The organism is Paenalcaligenes sp., assembly GCF_030152715.1.
GTDB lineage: Bacteria > Pseudomonadota > Gammaproteobacteria > Burkholderiales > Burkholderiaceae_B > Paenalcaligenes > Paenalcaligenes hermetiae.
In genome coordinates, this window is sequence record NZ_JASLIX010000117.1 from 26,731 (window position 1) to 50,105 (window position 23,375).

A 23,375-nucleotide genomic window follows, 5' to 3' on the forward strand; every position below is an offset into this window, starting at 1 on the left:
CCTGGAACATTATGCAAAACTCATTTGATTTCGCTCTGGCTTTGCCTGAGATCCTGCTTCTGATCCTAGCTGCAGGTGTGCTGATTTTTGATTCATTCAATAAAACAGAAGCCAGACATAGTACTTTTGCGCTTAGTCAGCTAAGCATTGTGGTGGTGGGATTAGCCGTGCTTTGGCAGTGGAGCCAAGGTCTAACCGGTGTAAGCTTTAGTGGCTTGTATGTGGTGGACTCGCTATCTCACTTTTTGAAATTGCTTTCTTGTGTGGCTGTGGCCGTGACGCTGTTGTATGGGCGTCAATATGCTGAGCAGCGCGAGATGGTAGAGCGTGGCGGTGAGCTTTATTCTTTAACGCTAATGGCATTGCTAGGGCAGTTGTTAATGATTTCTGCCGGCAGCTTGCTCATGGTGTTTTTAGGGGTAGAGCTCATGTCCTTTGCGCTCTACGCTTTGGTTGCCATTCGTCGTGAAAATGCGCAAGCGACCGAAGCTGCAATGAAATACTTTATCTTGGGTGCCTTGTCCTCTGGGGTGCTGTTATACGGCATGTCCATGATTTACGGCGCTACAGGACATTTGGATCTAAAAGCCATTGCTGCGGTCATTAATGCTGGTGAAGCAGAGCGCTTAGCGTTGATTTTTGGGGTGGTGTTTGTGGTGGCAGGGCTAGCGTTTAAGCTTACCGCAGCGCCTTTCCATATGTGGACACCGGATGTGTATCAGGGGGCTCCGACTACAGTTACCTTAGTGATTGCTGCAGCGCCGAAACTGGCGGCACTCACGGTGACCCTACGCTTGTTGGTAGAAGCATTACATGGTATTGCGTTGGATTGGCAACCTATGCTGATGTTTATGGCTGTGCTTTCTTTGGTGGTAGGGAACTTAACCGCTTTAGTACAGACTAACTTTAAACGCATGCTGGCCTATTCCACCATTTCCCATATGGGCTTTGTGTTTTTAGGCTTATTGTCTGGTGTGGCCACAGAAAGCGCTCAGGCCGATAGCTTAACTGGGTTTATTCGCCAGTTGATCGGTCAAGACGTGATGATGGCAAATTATGCTTATGGTTCTGCCTTGTTTTATGGCGTGGTCTATGTACTAACGACCTTAGCAACATTTGGCTTGATTTTAGTCTTGAGTCGCAAAGGCTTTGAGTGTGAAAACATTGCCGATCTCAAGGGACTGAATCGTCGTCATCCGATGTTAGCTCTGTTGCTGTTGCTGACCATGTTCTCTCTAGCGGGGATTCCCCCTATGGCTGGCTTCTACGCTAAATTAGCGGTGTTGCAGGCCGTTGTTGGAGCAGGTCATGTGAGCCTAGCTGTATTGGCGGTGCTGATGTCTTTAGTGGGTGCTTTCTATTACATTCGTGTGGTTAAAGCGGCTTACTTTGACGAGCCCGAGACGGATGTGCTGGATCAGCCCATTCAAATCGGCTTTGCAGCCAAAGCTGTTTTTGCGGTGAATGGCTTATTGATCATTATTCTCGGGATTTTACCCGGTGGTCTCATGGATCTAAGCATGCGCGTTATTCAAGAATCTTTGCGCTTTTAATGTGGGTTTATCATGAGTCAAAACGTTGCTATTTGGGTATTAATTGTGCTGTCTTTGGTCAGCGCCAACATTCCCTTCTTTGTTGAGCGACCTTTGTTGTTTTTACCCTGGCAACAAAAAGGTGAGCAAAACCGCTCGGTGTTAGCACGATGGTTGGTTTTTATCGTGTATACGGGGGTTTTGCTTGCTGCGGGTTGGCTAATGCATCGTACATTAAGTCAAACATTGTTTGTGAGTCCGATGCATTTACTTTTATTGAGTGTGGCATGTGTGTTGGTGGCCGCTTTATTGTTAGCGGTGCCTGCTTGGACACAACGTAAACAACTCATTAGTAAATCCTTTTTTGCACGCTTGCTCGAGGTTAGCGTGCTATATGGGTTGATTGGTGTACTTGGGATTGGTTTTGAGTCCAGCTTAGGTAATGTGTTCCCTCAAGGCTGGGAGTTTTATGCCATTACATATAGTCTGTTTTTGGTGTTGGCGTATCCTGGGTTTGTTATTCGTTACTTGCTCAAGCGTCGTCGTGTTTTAGTCACTCAGCCCAAAGCCGTATAAGTGGCAATTGTTTTATAATGACCCCTCTATTACGAGGGGTTTTTTCTTTACGTCTATGTCAAATTTAATTTTACAAGCTCTACGTTTTGAGCCATCTACTATAGAAACGATTGCGGCATTAGCTAATGCAGAAGGGGTCCAAGAGCTAGGTCCGACAGCAGTGCGTTTGTTGGGGGTAGATACGAGTCAATCGGCTGAAATTATTGCAGCCTGCCAACAAGCACAGTTGGATTATGCGTTTATTGATCCCGTGCATTTGTTGCGTGACATAAAAATCCTCGCTATGGATATGGATTCTACGCTTATTAATATTGAGTGTATTGATGAAATTGCCGCAGCAGTTGGGCGCAAGGCCGAGGTGGCAGCGATCACAGAAGCCGCCATGCGTGGAGAGATTAAAGATTTTGCTGAAAGCTTAACCCGTCGGGTAGCGTTATTAGAAGGGGTGCCTGAGTCAGCCTTGTTGCAGGTATATGAACAGCGTTTGCAATTAAACGCTGGGGCAGAGCGCTTGGTAAAGGTAGCCAAGCAGCACGGTGTGCGTACTTTACTTGTGTCAGGTGGTTTTACATTTTTTACGCAACGCTTGCAGGAGCGTTTAGGTATTGATGAGGCGTATGCGAATACCCTAGAGATCAAAGACGGCAAGCTGACGGGGCGAGTACAGGGGGATATTGTTGGCGCACAAACCAAAGCGGATCACGTATTGCGTTTAGCCAAAACACTCAATGCCACCAAAGAACAGATTATTGCAGTAGGTGATGGTGCAAATGACCTACCCATGATGGCACAGGCGTATTATTCCGTAGCGTATCGCGCTAAACCAGTGGTGCAGCAGCAAGCACGTTTTGCATTAAATGTGGCGCCTTTGGATGCGATTTTAAATTGGTTTAGATTGAGCTTCTGATCAAAAGCAGGGATAGACAGCGCTCTTGAATAAAGAGCGCTGAGACGGTTTAAGCCATTGCCTGTAGACCAAGCTGCTTAAATAGCTGGTTGAGCTTTTGGACACGCTGGGCAAGAGGCGTGGCTTGTGGCAGCTGGACACGAAGCTGGTCGGGGCCGTTAAAGCGAATTGTTTTGCTATGTTGCTGTACGAGTTCGATTAGCTGCACTGGATCTACGTTGGGTTTGGCATTGAACTGTAGAATGATTTGCTCTTCTTGTAAGTCCACTTTTTCTAAGCCTAGTTGTTCGCCTTTAATACGGATCTGGTGCACTGTGAGTAGGTTTTTTGCTGGCTCGGGTAATAGACCATAGCGATCAATCAGCTCCTCGTGGACGAGCTCTAAATCGTCGTTATGCTGAGCGTGAGAGAGCTTTTTGTAAAAGCTAAGACGTGCATGTACATCTGGGCAATAATCACTTGGCAATAAGGCGGGAGCGCGTAAGTTGACCTCACATTTATTCTCAAAGGGTGAGAGCAAGTCCGGTTCTTCACCGGCTTTGAGGGCTTTGACGGCTTGGTTTAGCATGTCGGCATACATAGAAAAACCAATTTCCTGAATATTACCAGACTGGTGCTCCCCTAAAACCTCACCGGCGCCGCGGATTTCTAGATCATTCATGGCTAAAAAGAAACCCGCGCCCAGTTCATCCATGGCTTTAATGGCCTCTAAACGCTTTTTGGCATTATTAGTGATGGCTTCTTCACCAGGTGTAAGTAAGTACGCATAGGCTTGGTGATGAGAGCGACCAACACGCCCGCGTAGTTGATGAAGCTGGGCTAAGCCTAGTTTGTCTGCACGCTGAATCACAATCGTATTGGCTGTGGGTACGTCAATCCCTGTTTCAATAATCGTGGTGCAAAGCAATACGTTAAATCGCTTTTGGTAGAAGTCTTTCATCACGCTTTCTAATTCACGCTCAGGCATTTGTCCATGGGCGACCCCGATACGGGCTTCTGGAACGAGCTCTTGCAAGCGTGCGCGTCGATTTTCAATTGTTTCGACCTCGTTGTGTAAAAAATAGACTTGTCCGCCACGCTTTAGCTCACGCAGTAAGGCTTCGCGGATGGTGCCTTCGTCCTCGCGCCGTACAAAGGTTTTAATAGCTAAACGCTTTTCAGGTGCTGTGGCAATAATAGAAAAGTCACGGATCCCCTCTAAAGACATACCTAGTGTGCGTGGGATGGGCGTGGCGGTTAAGGTCAGCATATCGACTTCGGCACGCAGCGCTTTGAGCGCCTCTTTTTGGCGCACACCAAAGCGATGCTCCTCATCGATAATAACTAAGCCGAGGTCTTTGAATTTGACATCTTTAGAGAGAATTTTATGGGTGCCTATGACAATATCGACCTGACCAGTTGCTAGACCCTCGATGGTGGCTTTGGTTTGCTTGCTGGTTCTGAAGCGCGAAAGCTCAGCCACGGTAACGGGCCAGTCGGCAAAGCGATCAGCAAAGCTTTGAGCGTGCTGTTCGGCTAATAAGGTCGTGGGGCAAAGAATGGCGACTTGTTTGCCATTGGCGACAGCAACAAAAGCCGCACGTAAAGCCACTTCTGTTTTTCCAAAGCCAACATCACCACAGATCAATCGATCCATGGGCTGTCCCGATTTCATGTCATTTAAGACGGCTTCGATGGCAGCCGCTTGATCTGGAGTGGGCTCAAAACCAAACCCCGCCGCAAAGGCCTCATAGTCATTCAGAGGGACTTGGTATTGCTGCCCTTGACGCAGCGCGCGTTGTGCGTAGAGGGCTAAAAGCTCTGCTGCCGTATCGCGGGCTTGTTTAGCCGCTTTTTGACGTGCTTTTTCCCATTGGCCTGAGCCGAGCTGATGCAAGGGGGCGGACTCGGCATCGGTACCGCTATAGCGGGAAATAACATGTAGCTGGGCGACCGGTACATAAAGCGTTGCTTCATTGGCGTATTCCAAATGAAGTAGCTCCACCGGACCTTCTCCTAGGTCCATTTCAATCAGACCGTGATAACGCCCAATGCCATGTTCTGCATGTACCACAGGATCTCCTTCGCGCAGTTCCGACAGGTCTTTCACCATTGCTTCGACTTGGCTGCGTTGGCTCCGTCGTCCGCGATGGGAAGTGCGAACCTGATTGGGGTAAAGGTCGTTTTCCGTAAGAATGGTGATGGCGGCTTTTTTGAGTGCAAACCCTTGAAAGAGTGAAGCCGTGACTAAAGCAAAATGGCTATCACTATGGAGAAAGTCATTGAAATCTGCACAATCGGTGCGAGGGCTCAGATCAAACTCATTGAGCATTTGTGTAAGGGTTTCGCGCCGCCCAGCTGAGTCCGCACACAATAATGTACGGCGGCTAGGGTCTAGCACTTCTGCACGCAAGGCCGCAATAGGATCTTCGGCTCGTCTTGCTACGGCAACATTAGGGACGGGAATAAAATCAGGATGGGCTTCCCCTTTTTGTAAATCCAGACGTGAAAAATGCTTTAGCTGACTAAAAAAGCTTTCTGCTGACAAAAAGAGCAAATCGGGAGCCAGTATGGGTCGCTCAGGATCACTTTTCAAAAAGTGATACCGTTGGGCGGTATCGGTGTGGAAGGCATCAATGGCTTGTTGGCAGTCTTGATGTGTAATAAGAATGCTGTCTTTGGGTAGATAGTCAAAAATAGTCGCCGTTTCTTCAAAGAATAAAGGCAGATAATATTCGACCCCCGCAAAAGCGATACCGTTTCCAATATCTTTATAGGGAAGGGCACGAGAAGGATCCCCCTCAAAATGCTCACGAAATTGGGAGCGGAAAAGGTGGCGTGCCGTTTCATCTAAAGGGAACTCGCGTCCTGGAAGCAGGTCAATCTGGGAGACGGGATACAAGCTGCGCTGGCTATCTACATCAAAAGCACGGATGGATTCGATGTCGTCATCAAAAAGGTCTAAGCGATAAGGTAGGCTAGACCCCATAGGGAATAAGTCGATTAAGCCACCACGTATCGAGAACTCGCCGGGTGCGGAGACTTGGGTGACATGACTGTAGTTGGCAAGCAACATTTGTTCTTTAAATTGTTGCTCGTCCAGTTGGTCCCCTTGCTTAAAGCTAAAGCTATAAGCAGCTAAAAAAGTAGGGGGAGCAAGCCGGTATAATGCAGTACTGACCGGAATGGTGAGCACGTCGACATTAGACTCAAGTAGGGCGTTGAGTGTGCGTAAACGTGCTGAAATCAGGTCCTCATGAGGGGAAAACCGGTCATAGGCAAGGGTTTCCCAATCTGGGAAAGCCTGCACGTGTAGCTGTGGGTTAAATAATAGGATTTCATCACAGAGGCGTTGTGCATCGACAGGGTGTGCACAAAATACCGCAAGAGGCGCTTGGCCATGAGTAGCCAAATCGGCAATTAAACACGCGTCGCCAGATCCAGGGGGCATAGGTTGCTGATAGCGTTGTCCTTTTTTTAATGCCTGTAAGGTTTGAGTGGTACTGTTAAGATATTGCACTGGATCAGAAGGGCGTTGGGTTTTGCTCATAGGATGAAGGGTAGTTTATGTCGAAAAAAATAATTGCATTGGTCCCTGCGGCGGGCATAGGAGCACGCGCTAGGCGTCCGTCTACAGCGGCTATCTTAAAGCCTGATTTACCTAAGCAGTATGAGTTGCTTAATGGCTTACCTATGCTCCGATTATCGGTGATGGCTATGTTAGCCGATCCGCGTATTCATCAGGTAAGAGTCATTGTAAGCCCAACGGATACTTGGGTGGAGCGAGCGCTTGCTGGGCTAGAGCGAGTGATCTGGCGTCCGGTTGGCGGTGCTACACGTGCTGACACCGTGTATAACGGCTTACAGGACTGGCAGCCTCAGGAAGACGAGTGGGTAGTGGTGCATGATGCCGCTCGGCCAGGGCTGCCTGCGCAGGCGTTACAACGTTTGATTGACCAGTGTTTGGCCCATAATCAAGGTGGAATATTGGCTATTCCTATTCCGGATACCGTCAAGCGCGCCACGGTTGAGGAGCTACCAAGGATTAGCCAGACCGTGCCTAGAGAGACCCTGTGGTTGGCGCAAACACCACAAATGTTCAAAGCGGTAGCGTTACAAGCCGCATTGCAACAGGCTAAAGAGCAGGGGTTTGTTGTGACAGACGAGGCTTCAGCAATGGAGCAGCAAGGCTATCAACCTTTATTAGTTCAGGGTGATCCTAGAAATTTCAAGGTGACGTGGCCGCATGATTTTCATTTATTGGAAAAATGGTTATGAATTTACGAGTAGGACAGGGGTTTGATATTCATGCATTGGTGGAAAATCGTCCATTGATTATTGGCGGCGTTACCATTCCACATACGCATGGGCTATTGGGGCATTCTGATGCGGATGTATTATTGCATGCTGTTACGGATGCGATTTTAGGTGCGGCGGGCTTAGGGGATATTGGCCGACATTTTCCCGATACGGATGAACAGTACAAGGGAGCGGATAGTCGGGTTTTGTTGCGTACCGCACTGGATATGGTTAAAAGACAAGGTTGGGAAATTATCAACTTGGATGCCACGATTCATGCGCAAGCGCCAAAAATTGGGCCGCATGCACCTGCGATGATAGAAAACCTTGCCGCGGATTTGCAGCTTAGTGCCGATCGTATCAATATCAAAGCCAAAACCAACGAAGGCTTAGGGCATTTAGGGCGTAAAGAGGGGATTGCTGCAAACGTGGTGGTATTGATTTACCAGTCTGAAACCTAATTTTTTAGCTCCTACGTGCCACGTAAATACGCTAAGGCACGTAGTGTGGCTAAGTGTAGGCTAGCTTAAGACAGGGCCACCGATTTCACGATTACTGGCGCAAAGGGATTCAGTCTGGATCGCATCTAAAACCCGTAGAATTTCATCTGGGTTCCGGCCAACGTTAAGGTTATTAACGGAAATATGTTGGATAACGTTGTCGGGATCGATAATAAAGGTGGCGCGTAGGGCAACCCCCTCGGTTTTGTGGCGAATACCCAGCTGATCAATCAGTGCACCGGTGGTGTCTGCAAACTGATAGTGCTGTAAACGCGCTAAGTCTGGGTGTTCGCGTCGCCATGCCAGTTTTACGAATTCGTTATCACTGGAGCCGCCTAAAACTACTGCGTCCCGCTTTTGAAACTCGGGGCCTAGTGCATTAAAACGCGTAATTTCGGTTGGGCATACCGTAGTAAAATCTTTAGGATAAAAATAAACGATTTTCCATTTGTCTGGAAACGAGCTTTCTGTGATGTCCTCGAAAGCGGAGATCCCGTTTTCTTGGGGGTCATTAAACCCTGGTTTAACCCCTATGACTTTAAAAGGCTCGATTTTATCGCCAACGGTTTTCATATGGATCCTTTATACTCTAAACATAGAGTAGATTCTACGCGAATCACACCGTTTTTCTAGCACTTTCACGGACTTTTAGCTTAGGGATTTCGATACGTGCAGTTAGGCCTTGGCCTGGAGGCGAGCGTAGCTCTAAACGCCCGCCAATAGGCTGTAAAAGACGCTCTACAATTGCTAAGCCCAAGCCTGCACCATTGACACCTGTACGGGCAAGCTCACCACGAGAAAAAGGGCGTAGTAGACGCTGCACTTCGTGTTCCTCGATGCCTTTGCCTTGGTCTTGGACTTTAATTTCTATCATGTTGCCTTTGGAGTGTGCGCTCAGATGAATATAAGCTCGGTCGTCGGTTGGACTACGTCCATAACGTCGTGCATTTTCAATGAGGTTGCTTACAATACGTTTTAAATCATTGGCGTCTATACGAGCAAAAAGGTGGGGCACAATATCTGCTGTTAGCTGTCCACCAAGACTTTCTGTATGGCTGCGCTCACGATCAAAAAGGTCTGTTAGGACCTGACTGATATTGATCCCTTCATCTGGGGCTTTGGCGGCTGGGCGAGCATATTCCATTAATTGCGCAATACTGCGATCAATTTGAGCTAAGTCTTCATCAATAGCTTGGCGTGTCTCCTCGCTAACATTTGAGAGTTCGATCTCTAAGCGCATGCGGGCTAGAGGGGTTCGTAAGTCGTGAGAAATCCCCGCAAGCATGATTTCCCGATCTGCTTCGGCCTGTCGGATATCACGGGTCATGCGATTAAAAGCCACATTCATGTCACGGATTTCTGCTGGGCCTTTTTCGGGTAAAGGGGATGGCGTTTCACCACGAGCGAGTTGTTGGGTGACTTGTGCTAGTTGAGCAAGGGGACGGTTTACAAAACGTACGCTGACGGCAGCGCCTAAAAAAGATAAAAGCAATGCTGAGAGAATCCATCCTATCCACTCTGCGCCCGCTATCAGACTTAGTTGTTCTCGGTCAAAGACCAACCAGTATTTATCTCCCTCTAGATCGAAAGAGACCCAGATGCCAGGCGCTTCATTAACGGACCACATAATTAGTGTTTGGCTACCTAGGCCATTACGTACCTCTTCTGAAACACGTTGCCAATAAGGTGATCGTAAAATAGGCTCGAGGATGTCTTCTTCTTCGCGGGGTTGTACGCGTAGGCCTTCTTGGGTGGCAAGATCTAGTAGTAACGCTGGACGTTGCTCTAGTGGGGCGTAGGTTAGCGCAGAGCGCGTAATACTAACAGAGGTAATAACGCGGTGTGCCATCTGTACTGCGCGTGGACCGGACTCCATGGAGAAAAAAGTTTGAAGCCAGATACCAAAGCTGACGCCCATTAGGCCTAGGAGTAAGAAAAAGGTGCGACTAAAAAGCCCCATTTTAAAAGGGGGCTTTTTAGAGACTGTAGAGATTGTTTTGGCGGTTTTCATGCCATGATCATACCGTTAATGGCCACCATCTGGTACAAAAACATAGCCTAAACCCCACACTGTTTGAATAAAAACAGGCTTAGATGGGTTGGGTTCGATCAGTTTACGTAAACGAGAAATTTGTACATCCAAGCTGCGGTCAAAAGCTTCGTATTCGCGACCACGTGCTAATTCCATTAGTTTGTCGCGAGACAAAGGAATTTTTGGATGGCGCGCAAAGACTTTTAAGACAGAGAACTCGCCCGTGGTAATGGGTACCACTTCTTCGCCTTTTAGTAAGGTGCGAGTCGATAGGTTTAGGGTGTAAGGCCCAAACTCAATGGACTCATTTTCCTGACTAGGGGCGCCGGGGTGTTCTTCTGTGCCGCGGCGACGTAAAATGGCATTGACTCGCGCTAAGAGCTCGCGCGGGTTAAATGGCTTAACTAAATAGTCGTCTGCACCCATTTCTAAGCCAACAATGCGGTCGATTTCCTCGGCCTTTGCCGTTAGCATAATAATAGGTGTGTTATCGTGACCACCACGTAAACGACGACAAATTGATAGTCCATCTTCGCCTGGCAGCATTAAATCAAGGACCAGTAAATCAAAGTGTTCGCGTTGCCAGAGCTTGGACATCTCTTTGCCATCTTCTGCAACAAAGACATTAAAGCCTTGTTCTGAAAGATAGCGACGCAATAAATCGCGTAAACGTGGGTCGTCATCGACGACGAGTATTTTTCTGGTAAGGGGCTGATTTTGTGTGTTCATGATTAAAATGTAACAGGCAAAAAGGTGGGCGTACAGGCTCGTAGAAAAATTTTACATTTGATGCTTTTTTCTGGATGGACACCCTGTAAAAAACACATATAGATACAATTTGTTACCTTTTTGGTGTGAAAAATACGGTCATTGCTTGACGCAAAAGCGTACGATAGGTGCTTTTTTATCTGGATGCGAGCAGCATTTGTTGGGATGGAAATAGGATGAAAGTAAATATTCTAGCTCTCGATAGTGCGAGTGCAGTCTGTGGTGTGGCTTTGCTTTGTGTCCATCAGAGTCAGCGTCAGCATTATGTTGTAGAGCATCAAGGTAGTACAGAGCATGCAGAGCGTATGTTGCCGCTTATTGATCAGGTGTTAACGCAAGCTAATCTAAAGCGAGCGGATCTGGATCTGATTGCTTTTGCGCAAGGGCCTGGGGGGTTTACTGGCTTACGTGTGGCGTGCGGTGTTGCTCAAGGCTTGGCTTATGGGCTGGGCTTAAAAGTAGCAGCGGTGCCTTCATTATTGGGCGTAGCAGCTCAACAGGCGCAGCATGATATAGAAACCATTGAAATTGTTGTGGCGGATGCGCGTATGCAGGAGCTGTATGTGGGGGCATATCAACAAACCACCACAGGCGCTTGGTATGCTCTACATAAGCCCATGTTAATTCATCATTCTCAAGTTTTGCAGTATATCCAGCACGTTTTAGCGCAACAACAAAGCTTTAAAAACCCGAGTGTTTTACGTGTGTCGGGTGATGGTTTAGTGGCTTTTCCTGATTTGTTAGCCTCTTTACAGGCTTTACCTGTACACCTAGGTGGCACTGAGCTGCCTAAAGCAACGACGATTGCGGACTTAGCCTGGTTGCAATACCAACACCAACAGTTGATTGAGCCTGCGTTGGCAGCACCGCTTTATGTGCGCAATCGCGTCGCATTTACGACGGCGGAGAGAGAAACCGGTTTAGGTGGTAATCCTAGCTCGACGTGGCAAGCCACGCATATCCGCCCGGCAGTAGCGACGGACTTAGCCGAAGTAGCAGCTTTAGAGACAGAGTTGCAGTTTGCGCCTTGGTCACAATCAGCTTTAGAAAGTAGTATGGCGAGTGGTCATGTGTTGTGGGTGGCTTCACAAGCAGATAAGGTCGTGGCTTATGCGGTGATGATGCCAGCGCAAGAGGATTGGGAGCTCTTGCTTATTGGGGTGGCGCCTGTGGCCCAACGGCAGGGGGTTGCTCAACAGCTTCTTTGTTATGCAGAACAACACGCACGAGCCCAAGGTGCGAAAAATATACATCTTGAGGTGCGAGCGTCGAATCAGCCTGCTATTGCCTTGTACGAAGGGGCAGGTTATGTTCAGGTGGGTGTCAGAAAAAATTATTATGCATTGCCTGAGCAGCAGCGCGAAGACGCGGTGCTCTATACAAAAATACTGGCTTAATTACCTATACCCATGCCTTCTCTTCAATTATCTGCTTTACAAACAAGTTGGCTCCAAGAAATTGGTGTTGCCTCTCCGTTTCTAGCGCCTTATCGTAAATCAGTGTCGGCACCCGCCCAGATGAAATCCGTCTCGGCACCTGTGATGACTTCTTCTTCGGTTGTGCCTATTCAGGCGAAAGAAGCTTTAGCTCAAGCCAAGGCCTTATTGGCGCCGGAGACGACACCGTCTGCTCTCCCTAAGGTGACGCAGGATACGGTATTAACGACACGCGTAGGTGCGACGACGGATGTATCCCAAATCGATGTAGAGCAAATGGGCTGGGAGCAATTGCACGCTTATGTACAGCAGTGCCAACAGTGTGCTTTGCATGAGCAGCGACAACAAGTGGTTGTGGGGGCAGGCCAGCAGCAGCAACCGGATTGGTTGGTGATTAGTTCTGCTCCGAGTAGCTACGAAGAGCTAGCAGGCTTACCGATGCAGGGTAAAAGTGGGGAGTTATTTGCAGCACAAATGCAAAGCATTGGTATTGTGCCTTTTGAGCAGATGTACATGACGCAGTTATTAAAATGTCGTTCTGCAGGTCAGCCGCAAATGGAATACATACAGGCTTGTTTTGGTGTGTTGTTGCGGCAAATAGAGCTTTTACAACCAAAGCGTTTATTGTTATTGGGATCGAAGGCCACGGCGATATTTTTACAAGGGGATTTTGAGGCTTTGCGTGGGGAAGTTCACCATTGGAAAAGTCCTGAAGGGATAACGCTGCCCACAATTGTGAGTTATCACCCCGCATCTATTTTATTACGCCCACAGTTAAAAGCCCGCGCGTGGGCAGATTTGCTACTATGTAAGCGCTTAATGACAACATAAAATAAAGGAATGAGGAGACAAGATGGCCCATTATGATTTACTTACATTGCGCCAGCTTTATATAGAAAAAAAAGTATCACCGTCTGAGATCGTCGAGGATTACTTAACACGCATAGAAAAACATCACGGTTTCAATATTTATATTACGGTGAATGCGGAACAAGCTCGACGGCAGGCTGCGATTGCTACACAGCGTTATCAGCATCAGGATCCCGTTGGCCCTCTAGAGGGTATCCCCGTTGCCTATAAAGATAATTTGTTGACTCAGGGCCTGCGAACAACCAGCGGTTCGGCGGTGGAGAAAAACTATGTCCCCGATCATACAGCTCCCGCTGTGCAGGTGATGCAACAAGCGGGTGCGGTGAATTTGGGTAAGTTAAATATGCATGAGTATGCGTTTGGTATTACCAGTAACAACCCTTTTTATGGGCCAGTAAAAAATCCATGGAATCCAGAATATACGCCTGGAGGGTCGAGTGGCGGGTGTGGAGCTGCTTTAGCGGCTGATTTGGCAGTGACAACTTTAGGTACCGATACGGGTGGCTCGATTCGTATTCCTGCAGCGGCTTGTGGGGTAGTTGGATTTAAAACATCGCGTCATCATATTTCGGCAAAAGGCACACGTCCTATTTCCTTGTCTTTAGATCATGTGGGGCCTTTAGCGAAAACGGTTTCTGATATGGCTTTTTTGTTGGGTATATACGATCAATCGGATTATCTGACAGGGTTAAAGCGGGATATAAAAGGTGTCCGGATTGGTGTACCGATGACCTATTTTCAGCAGTATGTGGAACCAGAGGTTAAGGCACATTATGAAAAAGCGCTGAAACAGTTACAGGATCTAGGTGCTATTTTGGTTGAGGTGCCTGTGCCCGTGAATCAAGACCATATTGGTACGTTATTTACACTGGCGATTTGTGAGGCGGCGGCCGAGCATGCCCAACGTTTGCAAGAGGCAGAGTCCCTGTTTGGCGAGGATGTACTTCAGGCCTTGCGTTCTGTCGCACAGTTTACACCAATGGATTATATTTACGCTCGACAGGAGCAACAGCGATTAACAGAGCAGTTTAACGCGTTGTTCTTAGACGTGGATCTTCTGGTTACGCCCACAGTGGGTTTTGGTATGCAAAAAATTGGAGTGGATACCTTAACTTTAGGTGGGGATACCCACGATTTATTCTCCGCAACTACCCACCATTGCGCTCCATTTAACCTAACTGGGCACCCAGCCATATCCATACCCTATGGGCGAGTTGGAGAAAATTTGCCCATAGGGTTACAACTAGTTGGAGCACAGCTCAATGAGCGCTTGTTGTTACAAGTGGCGTATGCTTATGAATCGGCTTATCTAAACGATTTTTATATGCAGCGCAAGCAGTTAGCGCTCTTGTAATGCTTTGCCGTGACCCTCTTCGCCAATGCACTGTGAAAGAAGGGGGTCGCGTTTATGATTTTGTTTATTCCAGTAAATAAACACCATCATCATAGTGGCTACGAGTAAGCCAAAAATCATAATGATGACATTGATGGGTAAGCGTAACCACAATAGTAGGCTATAAAGGCTTAACATAAAAAGAATATTCAGCTGTTCGTTAAAATTCTGCACAGCAATCGAGTGTCCAGCAGACAAAAGCACATGACCGCGATGCTGTAAGAGAGCATTCATGGGAACAACAAAAAAGCCAGAAGTAGCGCCAATTAAAAGTAATAAGCTATGTACGGCCCATGTGCTTTTGACAAAAGGCATCAGTAGTACCACTAGCCCCATAGCTACCCCCATAGGCAGTACAGATAAGGCTTTTTTCAGAGGAACTTTACCGGCTAAATAGGCGCCTACAATTGTTCCTAGGGCTGCGACCCCCATTAAAATTGAGGCTTGATCTAAACGGTAGCCGAGCTGTTGCGCGCCCCACTCAATAACGATGAATTGCAAGGTGGCACCAGCACCCCAAAAAAGGGTGGTGACAGCAAGCGAAATTTGGCCTAGCTTGTCTTGCCAAAGCACACAGACATAGCCTTTAAAATCATGAATCAAGGCAAAAGGATTGGTTTTTTGCTGGGGGTAGTGAACATGGGTTTTAGGAATGAGTAAATTGCAGGCTGCCGCCGCAAGATAAATAAAACCAATGATTAAAATGGCGGCCTCGGTTCGATTGGTTGCCATTTGATTGATACCGGGCGTGTTTTGGAGGGTGGGGCTAATATCGGGGTGGATTAAAACGCCGCCTAATACCGTCCCTACAATGATAGAAAGCACGGTTAGACCCTCGATCCAGCTATTGCCTTTGACTAAGAGCTCAGGCTTGAGCATTTCGGTGACAATACCGTATTTAGCCGGTGAGTAGGCCGCGGCACCAATGCCGACCAGTGTGTAGGCAAAGAAGATGTAAAACAGTTGCATGTCTTGGGTGCTAGCCAAAGTATGCAAATTAAACATCAAGGCGCAGCCGATAAATTTGATGCCATTGGTGATAAACATCACACGCCCTTTAGGGAATGCATCGGCAAAAGCGCCTACAAACGCCGCTAAGGCGACATAGGCCAAAGCAAACCACCATTTCATAAGGGGAACCATCCAATCGGGCCCGCTTAGGTCGGCGATTAAAGCGATGGCGGCGATTAATAATGCGTTATCAGCAACAGAAGACAGCGCTTGCGCTGCCATAACTAGATAGAAACCTTTATTCAAAACGTATCTCGATGAAGAGGTGGGATGAAAATCCCCACGTAGGTGATTTTGATTGGATGTAACTCAGTATAGCCTTATGTTATTTTTCTGGCTAAAGGAACACGTTTGCGAAGCGACTGCGTTATCATACGAAAGCTGTAACTATTTTGCCTAGTGGGTTTTTAGTGCGTCTAACACAAATTAAATTATCGGGTTTTAAGTCGTTTGTCGATACGACGGTGATTCCTACCCCAAGCCAGTTAGTGGGGGTCGTAGGGCCAAATGGCTGTGGTAAGTCAAATATTATTGATGCAGTACGTTGGGTGCTGGGGGAAAGCCGTGCCTCGGAGCTACGTGGTGGCTCCATGCAGGATGTAATTTTTAATGGTTCGGATCAGCGTAAGCCTGCAGCACGTGCTTCGGTAGAGCTAACCTTTGATAATGCCGAAGGGCGCATTACGGGGCAGTGGGGTGCTTATACCGAGATAGCGGTACGTAGAGAGCTGACTCGCGATGGAACCAGCGGTTATTTTATTAACGGCCAGCAAGTACGTCGTCGAGACATCAATGATATGTTTCTTGGTACGGGGCTAGGGGCGCGTGGTTATGCCATTATTGGTCAGGGAATGATTAACCGGCTTATTGAAGCCAAGCCAGAGGAGCTACGTGTTTATTTAGAGGAAGCAGCGGGCGTTTCCCGTTATAAAGAGCGACGTAAAGAAACCGAGAGTCGGCTACGTGATACGCGGGAAAATCTGACGCGTTTAGAGGATATTTTGCAGGAGCTTGAGCAGCAGTTAATACGCCTAGAGGCTCAAGCCGAAGTGGCTAAAACATATCAGGCGCTGCAAGCCGAAGGCGAAAAAAAGCAACATGTGCTGTGGTGGCTGAAAGAAAACCAAGCTCGTGAGGAGCAAAAGCGACATTTTTTAGCTATAGAGCAGGCTCAAAACGAAGTGGAAGCAGCCATGGCGACGATGCGCAATACCGAGGCTCGCATTGAGCAATTGCGACAGCAGCATTTTGATGCCACAGAGCAGGTACAAAAAGCGCAAGGGGGCCTGTATCAGATCAACGCAACAGTGAGCCGAATTGAAGCCGATATTCAACACGCGAATACGGCGCAAACGCGTATGGAGCAACGCCAGCAACAACTTGAGCAGCAAAAAAAAGAATGGGAGCAGCTGCATCAGGACAGCGCGGCCGAGCTAGAGCAAAAGCAGCTGGAGCTTGAAGAGTTGGCTGGGCAAATAGAAGAAAGCTTGATGCGTATTGAACAGATGCAAGAGCAGCTAGAGCCAGCAGAACAACAGCAGCATCAACTTCAAGCCAAGCGTGACCAGTTGGTGCAGCAACAACAAGAGGCGAAGCATCAGGTAGCGTTAGCAGAACAAAGGCGACAGTCATTGCAACAACAGCAAGAGCAATTATTGCATCGCCAGCGACGTTATCAGGAGGAGTGGCAGCAGCTGCATCAGGCCCAGCCGCAGGAGATCGAGAGGCTGCATGAGCAAGCGACTGCGGCGGAGCAAAAAGCCCATGCCTCCCAGCGGCAGTTACAAGAACTAGAGCAGGCTTTAGATGTTGCACGCGAGCAGCAGCAACAAAAGCAAAAATTATTGCATGAGCAGCAACAGCTATTGACACAAATTGAAGCGCAACTGACTGCTTTAGAAAGCGTGCAGCAGCAAGTGCAGCGACAAGAGGAACTAGAAGGGTGGTTAAGTACCCATGGTTTCGCTCACAAGTCACGTTTGTGGCAGATGTTGCAAGTAGAGCCAGGGTGGGAGCAAGCGGTCGAGGCTGTGCTTGGTCAGCGTTTACAAGCTTTGGTGTTAAAAGACTGGAGCGAGTTAACATCTATGCAGGCTAGTCCGCCGGCGCGTGTTGGGTTTAGTAAGGCTGAGCAAGAGCTATTCTTGTCACCGGCAACGAATGCCGTGGACTTTGCTGAGCCTTTATTTAATAAGATTCGACTTAAAGATTCAGCTTGGGAGACCACCCTAGCAGCGATGCTAGTTCATGTGTATAGTGTTCCTACTTTTTCTGAGGCTTTGGCTCAGCGAGCAAAACTACCTGCCGAAGCGATGTTGGTGACTCCCGAAGGGCATATCGTCCAAGCCTATCAGGTTTTATTGTACGCTGCCGACTCAGAGCAGGCCGGTGTGCTCGCTAGACAGCAGCTGATCGAGGAGCAAAAGAAAGCAGCGAAAGCACAGCGCTTACATGTAGATGTGGCACAAACACAATTTGAGCAGGCTCAACAACACGTGGAGCAAACGCGTTTAGCGGTGCAACAGCAGATACAGCAGGTGCAAGCGAATACGCAACAAATGCATGAGCAGCGTTTTGTCTATCAGCAGGCGTTGCAGATTCAGCAGCAAGCACAACAACGCAAGCAACAGTTAAAGCAAGAGATCGAAGAAATAACAGAGCAGTTGGATACCTACCGGTTACAGAGCGAGGAGATTGCTTTACAGCAAGAAGAGCTCACATGGCAAATCGAAGAGCTCAATGAGCACATCGAGCAGTACCAGGAGAAGTTAACGGATATTGACGATATCTGTCAGCAATTACGCCAGCAGTTGCGTGAAATCGAACAGCAACATCAGCGCTTACAATATAATAAAAGCTTAATAGAGGCTCGTGTTGATGAGCTTTTACGTAGTCAGCAGCAAGCATTCGATTTGGCTCAGCGTACGCAAATGGAGCTTGCTGGTCTAGAGAGTGAATACGAGCATATCGATGTGGATGAACTACATGCGATGTTGCAAGAGGCTTTAGAGCAGCGTGTAGAGCAAGAGGATCAGGTACAGCAGCAGCAAAAACATTTAGCAGAGCTTGCGATGCAGCTACAAGACTTAGAGCAAAACCGCCACCAGACTGGGGATGGGATTGAGCCTTTACGTCAACGAGTCATTGAGCTGCAGCTTGCAGAGCAAGCGGCTCGTATGACCGTAGAGCAATATGCTGAGCAGCTAAACGCTCAGCAGGTGGATCGGCAGGATTTAGCGGCTTTTATGCAAGAGCAACCCGAAAATTGGCATAAAGTCACTTGGCTACAGACAGAAGTACAGCGCGTGAACCGAGCGATTACAGCACTTGGGGCGGTTAACTTGGCAGCCCTAGAGGAGCTCCGTTTGGCTCAAGAGCGCCAACAGTATCTTCAGTCGCAACATGATGACCTGACTCAAGCCATAGAAACCCTAGAGAACGCGATTCGAAAAATTGATAGAGAAACGCGAGCATTGCTACAAAGTACTTTTAACGAAGTTAATCAGCATTTTGGTAATCTGTTTCCACAACTTTTTGGTGGGGGGGAAGCCAAACTAATGATGACAGGGGATGAAATTCTTGATGCAGGTGTTCAGGTCATGGCTCAGCCACCGGGTAAGCGTAATAGTACAATCCAACTTTTATCGGGTGGAGAAAAAGCATTGACAGCAACGGCTTTGGTTTTTGCTTTTTTTAAACTAAACCCCGCACCATTTTGTTTGCTGGATGAGGTCGACGCGCCTTTAGATGATGCCAACACAGAGCGCTATGCCAATTTAGTTCAGAGTATGAGTGATCAAACACAGTTTTTATTTATTTCTCACAATAAAATTGCTATGCAAATGGCCAAGCAACTGGTTGGAGTGACCATGCAAGAACAGGGGGTTTCCCGTATTGTTGCTGTAGATATGGCTGCTGCAGTCGAAATGGCGCAATAATATTGTCATAATATCGTTAATATGTTTAGCCTAAAAAAGGGTCGGGTCGCATAATGAGTGATTTGCAAATAGGGTTGGTGGCGCTGGGGGCGGTACTGATTTTGCTGGTCGTAGTGTTCAACTGGTGGCAAGATCGACGTATTCGCCGCAAAATGCAGGGGAAATTTCCCGAAGTACCTGCTGATCCACTGATGGCACAGCTAGAAGCGGATAAGGAGCGGCGTGAGCCAACGGTACGTATAGCGGAAACATTAGCCGAGGATAAAGCGGAACCGGCTATTCCGGCCGAAGAGATAGATCCCACTACAGAAGCTGTGATTGATGTGCATTTTCCCCAGCCCGTGCCAGGGGGTGAGCTCATCGATTTGTTGCGGGCTTATTTACGTGTGGATACGAAGCCCGTACGACTATTTGCTACAGCGGTTAATGGTGAGCATCATGCTTACCCTCATGATCAAGAAGCCTATACTTCGATACAGCTGGTTGTTTTATTGGCGAACCGTCGTGGCCCCCTTACGGATATTGATTGGTCTCGGTTATGGATGGCAGCCCAAAATTTAGCTCAACAGCTAGATGGCACGGTAGATGGGCCGGAGCAGGCCGAAGTCGTGGCACAAGCACAGCAGTTAGATCAGCTGTGTGCGAGCCTAGATGCTCAGGTGGGCTTAAGTTTGCGTTTGGCAGAGCCCATTCCTACAGAAACCGTGCGCCAAGTTGTAGTGAGTGCTGGTTTTATGGAGTATGGCCAGCAATTGGCATGGTTGGCAAGCTCAGGCTTGCCGCGTTTTACCTTGTTGTTTAATGGTAAGCCTGCTTTAGCTATGTTGTCAGCTTCGGTTGAGCGTTTGGATTTTCTATTGGACTTACCAAATAGTCCTAAAGATGAGCAGGCTTTCAGTCGTATGGCGACAGTAGGGCGGGATTTGGCAGCTCGTTTAGGTGGTGAGCTGGTCGATGATCAGGGACAGCTGTTAACGGATCATTTTGATGATGAAATTGATCAACAGCTTTATCAAATGTATGAACAAATTGAGCAAGCTGGTTTTTATGCCGGCGAGCCACGTACACAGCGGGTTTTTGCGTGAAGCAGCGTTTAGAAGCATTAAAAAAAGAACTGCATTATCATAACTATCGGTACTATGTGTTGGATGACCCGCTCATTGCGGATGCGCAATATGACGCTTTGTTGCGTGAGCTCCAGCAACTGGAAGCGGAGCATCCGGAGTGGGTGACAGCCGATTCGCCTACACAGCGTGTAGGGGCTACACCTTCTAGCGCTTTTAGCCCTGTTGCTCATGCGGTACCCATGTTGTCATTAGGGAATGCTTTTGCTGAGGACGAGTTAATCGCCTTTGATAAGCGGGTTACAGACAGTCTAAAACAGCAGGGGTTATTAAAAGCCACCGAATCCTTATCCTATAACGCAGAATATAAATTTGATGGTTTAGCGGTTAGCTTGCGTTATGAAAAGGGTGTGCTTGTGCGAGCTGCTACACGAGGTGATGGCTATACCGGTGAGGATATTACGGCTAATGTACGTACGATTAAATCCATTCCTTTGCAGTTGCAAGGGGAGCCCAGCACTTGGCCTTTGGTGCTAGAGGTGCGTGGCGAGGTCTTAATGCACCATGCGGATTTTATCGTATTAAACCAGCAGCAGCACCAGCGAGGGGAAAAACCTTTTGCTAATCCACGCAATGCGGCAGCGGGCAGCTTGCGCCAACTTGATCCGAAAGTCACAGCACAACGCCCTTTGCGCTTTTATGCTTATGGCTGGGGGGCGATAGAAATGCCATCGGGAACTCAAGCGGATCTGTTTGCTGGGGACACGGACCAAGCTGAGCCTTTTTCGACCCAGTCTGACATGTTAGATTGGCTGCAACAGTTTGGTTTCCCTGTGGATTCGCATCGAGCGGTGTTACAGGGGGTGCAGGCTTTAATGGATTTTTATCAACGAACCATGGCCGAGCGCGAAGCCTTACCGTATGAAATTGATGGCGTGGTGTATAAGGTAAACCATTTAGCCTGGCAGCGCGCTTTAGGCTTTGTGGCACGAGCCCCGCGCTTTGCAATTGCGCATAAATTTCCAGCTCAGGAAACCACGACGAAGCTACTCGCTATCGAGGTACAAGTCGGGAGAACGGGTGCCATAACACCGGTTGCTCGCTTAGAGCCAGTCGAAGTAGGCGGGGTTACTGTTACCAATGCGACCTTGCATAATGAAGACGAGATTCGACGTAAGGATGTGCGTATCGGTGATACCGTAATTGTACGTCGCGCTGGGGATGTGATTCCCGAGGTAGTGGCTCCGGTATTAGATTTACGGCCAGCGCATACACAGCAGTTTGTGTTCCCTACAGAATGCCCCGTCTGCGGTTCTGCGATTGAGCGCCCCGAAGACGAGGCCATTGCTCGTTGTACGGGGGGGCTGGTCTGTGCGGCGCAACGTAAGCAGAGCTTGGAGCATGCGGCCAGTCGTAAGGCGCTGGATATCGAAGGCCTCGGCACTAAGCTCATAGAGCAACTGGTCGATAGTGGTCGTGTGAAAAACCTAGCAGATTTATTTACTTTACAAACCCTGGAGCTGGCGGCTTATCCGCGTATGGGGGCGAAGTCGGCTGCAAATGTGGTTCAGGCGATTGCTGCGGCTAAAACCCCGCCTTTAGCGCGTTTGATTTATGCATTGGGAATTCGGCATGTTGGTGAAGCCACAGCCAAAGCGCTGGCTGAGCATTTTGGAACACTCTCGCATCTTATGCAGGCAACGCAAGAGCAACTGCTACAGGTTAATGATGTAGGGCCGGTTGTGGCGGCATCTATTGCTCATTTTTTTGCCGAACCGCATAACATTCAGGTCCTAGAGCAGCTACAACAGGTTGGGGTACAGCCTCAGTCTCCGGCACAGACAGCAGTGACGACTGCTAGTGCGATTGCTGGTAAAACCTTTGTATTAACGGGAACTTTGCCTAACTGGACACGTGACGAGGCCAAAGCACAAATTGAAGCAGCTGGTGGTAAAGTCACAGGTTCTGTTTCAAAAAAGACGGATTATGTGGTGGCAGGAGCAGAAGCAGGATCGAAGCTAACGCGCGCCGAGCAGTTAGGTATTACGATTTTAGACGAAGCGGGCTTGCAGCAGCTACTGGTCTCTTGATATATGCTCTGTAAGTAAAAAAAGCCCCAACGGGTAAACTGGTTGGGGCTTTTTTGTGGGTTTAATTGATTTTTGCTTTTTTCATCAACGACTCTTGGTACTCGGTCAATTGTTTTTGACGGAGCATCTCCTCGAGTTGTGGTTTGACTTCCTCAAAGCTAGGGAAGCTCATATCACGCACATCGTTGACTTGGATAATGTGCCAACCAAACTGAGATTGAACGGGAGCGGCGCTGAGCTCGCCTTTTTTCTGCTTTTCTACTGCTTGTGCAAATTCGGCCACATAGATGGTATTAGGTGCCCACCCAAGGTCTCCGCCCTGAGCGCCGCTACCGGAATCAATGGATTTTTGTTTGGCGGCGTCGGCAAAGCTGATTTTTTTCGCTTTAATATCGGCTAATAGCTGTTTGGCTTCGGCTTCGTCCTCGACCAGAATATGACTGACTTTGTATTCTTTTTTGCCAGCTTCAGCTTTTTTTAGTTGATCGTATTCGTCTTTTAGGGCTTTGTCACTTAAGGGGTTTTTTTCAATATAGTCGTTGAGTAAAGCACGCACTAAAATCCCTTGGCGAGCGAGCTCTAGTTCTTGGGCGACTTCGGATTTTTTGTTGAGGCCAAGTTTTTCTGCCTCTTGAACTGCGACAAGGCGAATGGTCATTTCCTCTTTGACCTGATTGCGTAGCTCTGGGCTGTCTTGCGCCCCTTGTTTGACAAGTAGGCTAACGAACTCGTCCAGTTGTTGTTGGGTAATGGCTTGGCCATTGACGGTAGCGACGTTCTGAGCAGCCAACGGTGCGGCTAACGCACAGCTTAGGGTTAGTACAGCAAGTCTTTTCATGAAAAATCCTTTTTTATTTCAGTTCGATAGCAAGAGCATGGATGGGGTGGGGGATCAGGTCTTGGACATGCTCGTAAATAAGGCGGTGTTTGGCCAAGGTTGTGAGCCCCTCAAATTGGTCAGAAGCAATAATTAAGCGAAA

At 48.2% G+C, this 23,375-nt stretch carries 18 protein-coding genes; 11 read left to right on the forward strand and 7 right to left on the reverse strand.

The window, feature by feature from the left end; genetic code table 11:
• The first annotated feature begins 8 nt into the window (after positions 1-8).
• From nuoN to serB, 3 genes are read left to right on the forward strand one after another with little or no spacing between them, the layout of a single operon-like run.
• Positions 9-1,553, forward strand: a complete 1,545-nt coding sequence (nuoN, locus tag Q1V74_RS09420) for an NADH-quinone oxidoreductase subunit NuoN (RefSeq protein WP_300648431.1) — start codon at positions 9-11, stop codon at positions 1,551-1,553.
• A 12-nt stretch (positions 1,554-1,565) separates the two neighbouring features.
• A complete protein-coding gene (locus Q1V74_RS09425) occupies positions 1,566-2,108 on the forward strand; it encodes a DUF2818 family protein (protein ID WP_300648399.1) in 543 nt (180 codons plus the stop codon).
• A gap of 55 nt (positions 2,109-2,163) precedes the next feature.
• Positions 2,164-3,015 carry a phosphoserine phosphatase SerB gene (gene serB, locus Q1V74_RS09430; protein ID WP_300648401.1) on the forward strand — a complete coding sequence of 284 codons (852 nt, stop codon included), beginning with the start codon at positions 2,164-2,166 and terminating at the stop codon, positions 3,013-3,015.
• Between the two features lie 49 nt (positions 3,016-3,064).
• Here serB and mfd read toward each other — a convergent pair whose 3' ends face one another.
• The gene (mfd, locus tag Q1V74_RS09435) at positions 3,065-6,544 is read right to left on the reverse strand and encodes a transcription-repair coupling factor (RefSeq protein WP_300648403.1); all 3,480 of its coding nucleotides are present in this window, start codon (positions 6,542-6,544) and stop codon (positions 3,065-3,067) included.
• A 17-nt stretch (positions 6,545-6,561) separates the two neighbouring features.
• On the opposite strand from mfd, the gene ispD reads away from it, so the two are divergent.
• Positions 6,562-7,272, forward strand: coding sequence for a 2-C-methyl-D-erythritol 4-phosphate cytidylyltransferase (gene ispD, locus Q1V74_RS09440; protein ID WP_300648405.1), 711 nt, complete (start codon positions 6,562-6,564; stop codon positions 7,270-7,272).
• Positions 7,263-7,754: a 2-C-methyl-D-erythritol 2,4-cyclodiphosphate synthase gene (gene ispF, locus Q1V74_RS09445; RefSeq protein WP_300648407.1), complete on the forward strand. Its 492-nt coding sequence runs from the start codon at positions 7,263-7,265 to the stop codon at positions 7,752-7,754. The genes ispD and ispF overlap by 10 nt, the downstream gene beginning before the upstream one ends.
• A 60-nt stretch (positions 7,755-7,814) precedes the next feature.
• Here ispF and Q1V74_RS09450 read toward each other — a convergent pair whose 3' ends face one another.
• Genes Q1V74_RS09450 through ompR form a run of 3 tightly spaced genes read right to left on the reverse strand, consistent with a single transcriptional unit; the run spans position 7,815 to position 10,554 of the window.
• Complete coding sequence (locus Q1V74_RS09450) at positions 7,815-8,366, reverse strand: peroxiredoxin (RefSeq protein WP_260649860.1); 552 nt, start codon at positions 8,364-8,366, stop codon at positions 7,815-7,817.
• 43 nt (positions 8,367-8,409) lie between these two features.
• On the reverse strand, positions 8,410-9,804 hold the full coding sequence (locus Q1V74_RS09455) for a sensor histidine kinase (RefSeq protein ID WP_300648410.1): 1,395 nt from the start codon (positions 9,802-9,804) through the stop codon (positions 8,410-8,412).
• Between the two features lie 15 nt (positions 9,805-9,819).
• On the reverse strand, positions 9,820-10,554 hold the full coding sequence (gene ompR, locus Q1V74_RS09460) for a two-component system response regulator OmpR (protein ID WP_260649858.1): 735 nt from the start codon (positions 10,552-10,554) through the stop codon (positions 9,820-9,822).
• Between the two features lie 215 nt (positions 10,555-10,769).
• On the opposite strand from ompR, the gene tsaB reads away from it, so the two are divergent.
• Genes tsaB through Q1V74_RS09475 form a run of 3 tightly spaced genes read left to right on the forward strand, consistent with a single transcriptional unit; the run spans position 10,770 to position 14,253 of the window.
• A complete protein-coding gene (gene tsaB, locus Q1V74_RS09465; protein ID WP_300648413.1) occupies positions 10,770-11,990 on the forward strand; it encodes a tRNA (adenosine(37)-N6)-threonylcarbamoyltransferase complex dimerization subunit type 1 TsaB in 1,221 nt (406 codons plus the stop codon).
• Positions 11,991-12,002: 12 nt separating this feature from the next.
• Complete coding sequence (locus tag Q1V74_RS09470) at positions 12,003-12,860, forward strand: uracil-DNA glycosylase (protein WP_300648415.1); 858 nt, start codon at positions 12,003-12,005, stop codon at positions 12,858-12,860.
• Between the two features lie 22 nt (positions 12,861-12,882).
• The gene (locus Q1V74_RS09475) at positions 12,883-14,253 is read left to right on the forward strand and encodes an amidase (protein WP_300648417.1); all 1,371 of its coding nucleotides are present in this window, start codon (positions 12,883-12,885) and stop codon (positions 14,251-14,253) included.
• On the opposite strand, the gene lplT is transcribed toward Q1V74_RS09475, so the two are convergent.
• Positions 14,239-15,549: a lysophospholipid transporter LplT gene (lplT, locus tag Q1V74_RS09480; protein ID WP_300648419.1), complete on the reverse strand. Its 1,311-nt coding sequence runs from the start codon at positions 15,547-15,549 to the stop codon at positions 14,239-14,241. The genes Q1V74_RS09475 and lplT overlap by 15 nt on opposite strands.
• Positions 15,550-15,713: 164 nt before the next feature.
• On the opposite strand from lplT, the gene smc reads away from it, so the two are divergent.
• From smc to ligA, 3 genes are read left to right on the forward strand one after another with little or no spacing between them, the layout of a single operon-like run.
• Positions 15,714-19,241, forward strand: a complete 3,528-nt coding sequence (gene smc, locus Q1V74_RS09485) for a chromosome segregation protein SMC (protein WP_300648421.1) — start codon at positions 15,714-15,716, stop codon at positions 19,239-19,241.
• Positions 19,242-19,294: 53 nt separating this feature from the next.
• Entirely contained in the window at positions 19,295-20,326 is a 1,032-nt protein-coding gene (locus tag Q1V74_RS09490; RefSeq protein WP_300648423.1) for a cell division protein ZipA C-terminal FtsZ-binding domain-containing protein, read from the forward strand.
• Complete coding sequence (ligA, locus tag Q1V74_RS09495) at positions 20,323-22,395, forward strand: NAD-dependent DNA ligase LigA (RefSeq protein ID WP_300648425.1); 2,073 nt, start codon at positions 20,323-20,325, stop codon at positions 22,393-22,395. Before Q1V74_RS09490 ends, ligA begins: the two co-directional genes overlap by 4 nt.
• 61 nt (positions 22,396-22,456) lie before the next feature.
• On the opposite strand, the gene Q1V74_RS09500 is transcribed toward ligA, so the two are convergent.
• Together Q1V74_RS09500 and Q1V74_RS09505 are read right to left on the reverse strand one after the other, a co-directional pair.
• Entirely contained in the window at positions 22,457-23,233 is a 777-nt protein-coding gene (locus Q1V74_RS09500; RefSeq protein ID WP_300648427.1) for a peptidylprolyl isomerase, read from the reverse strand.
• Positions 23,234-23,246: 13 nt separating this feature from the next.
• Positions 23,247-23,366 (reverse strand): BolA/IbaG family iron-sulfur metabolism protein, encoded by a 120-nt coding sequence (locus Q1V74_RS09505; protein ID WP_366524673.1) that lies wholly within the window; start codon positions 23,364-23,366, stop codon positions 23,247-23,249.
• Positions 23,367-23,375 lie beyond the last annotated feature (9 nt).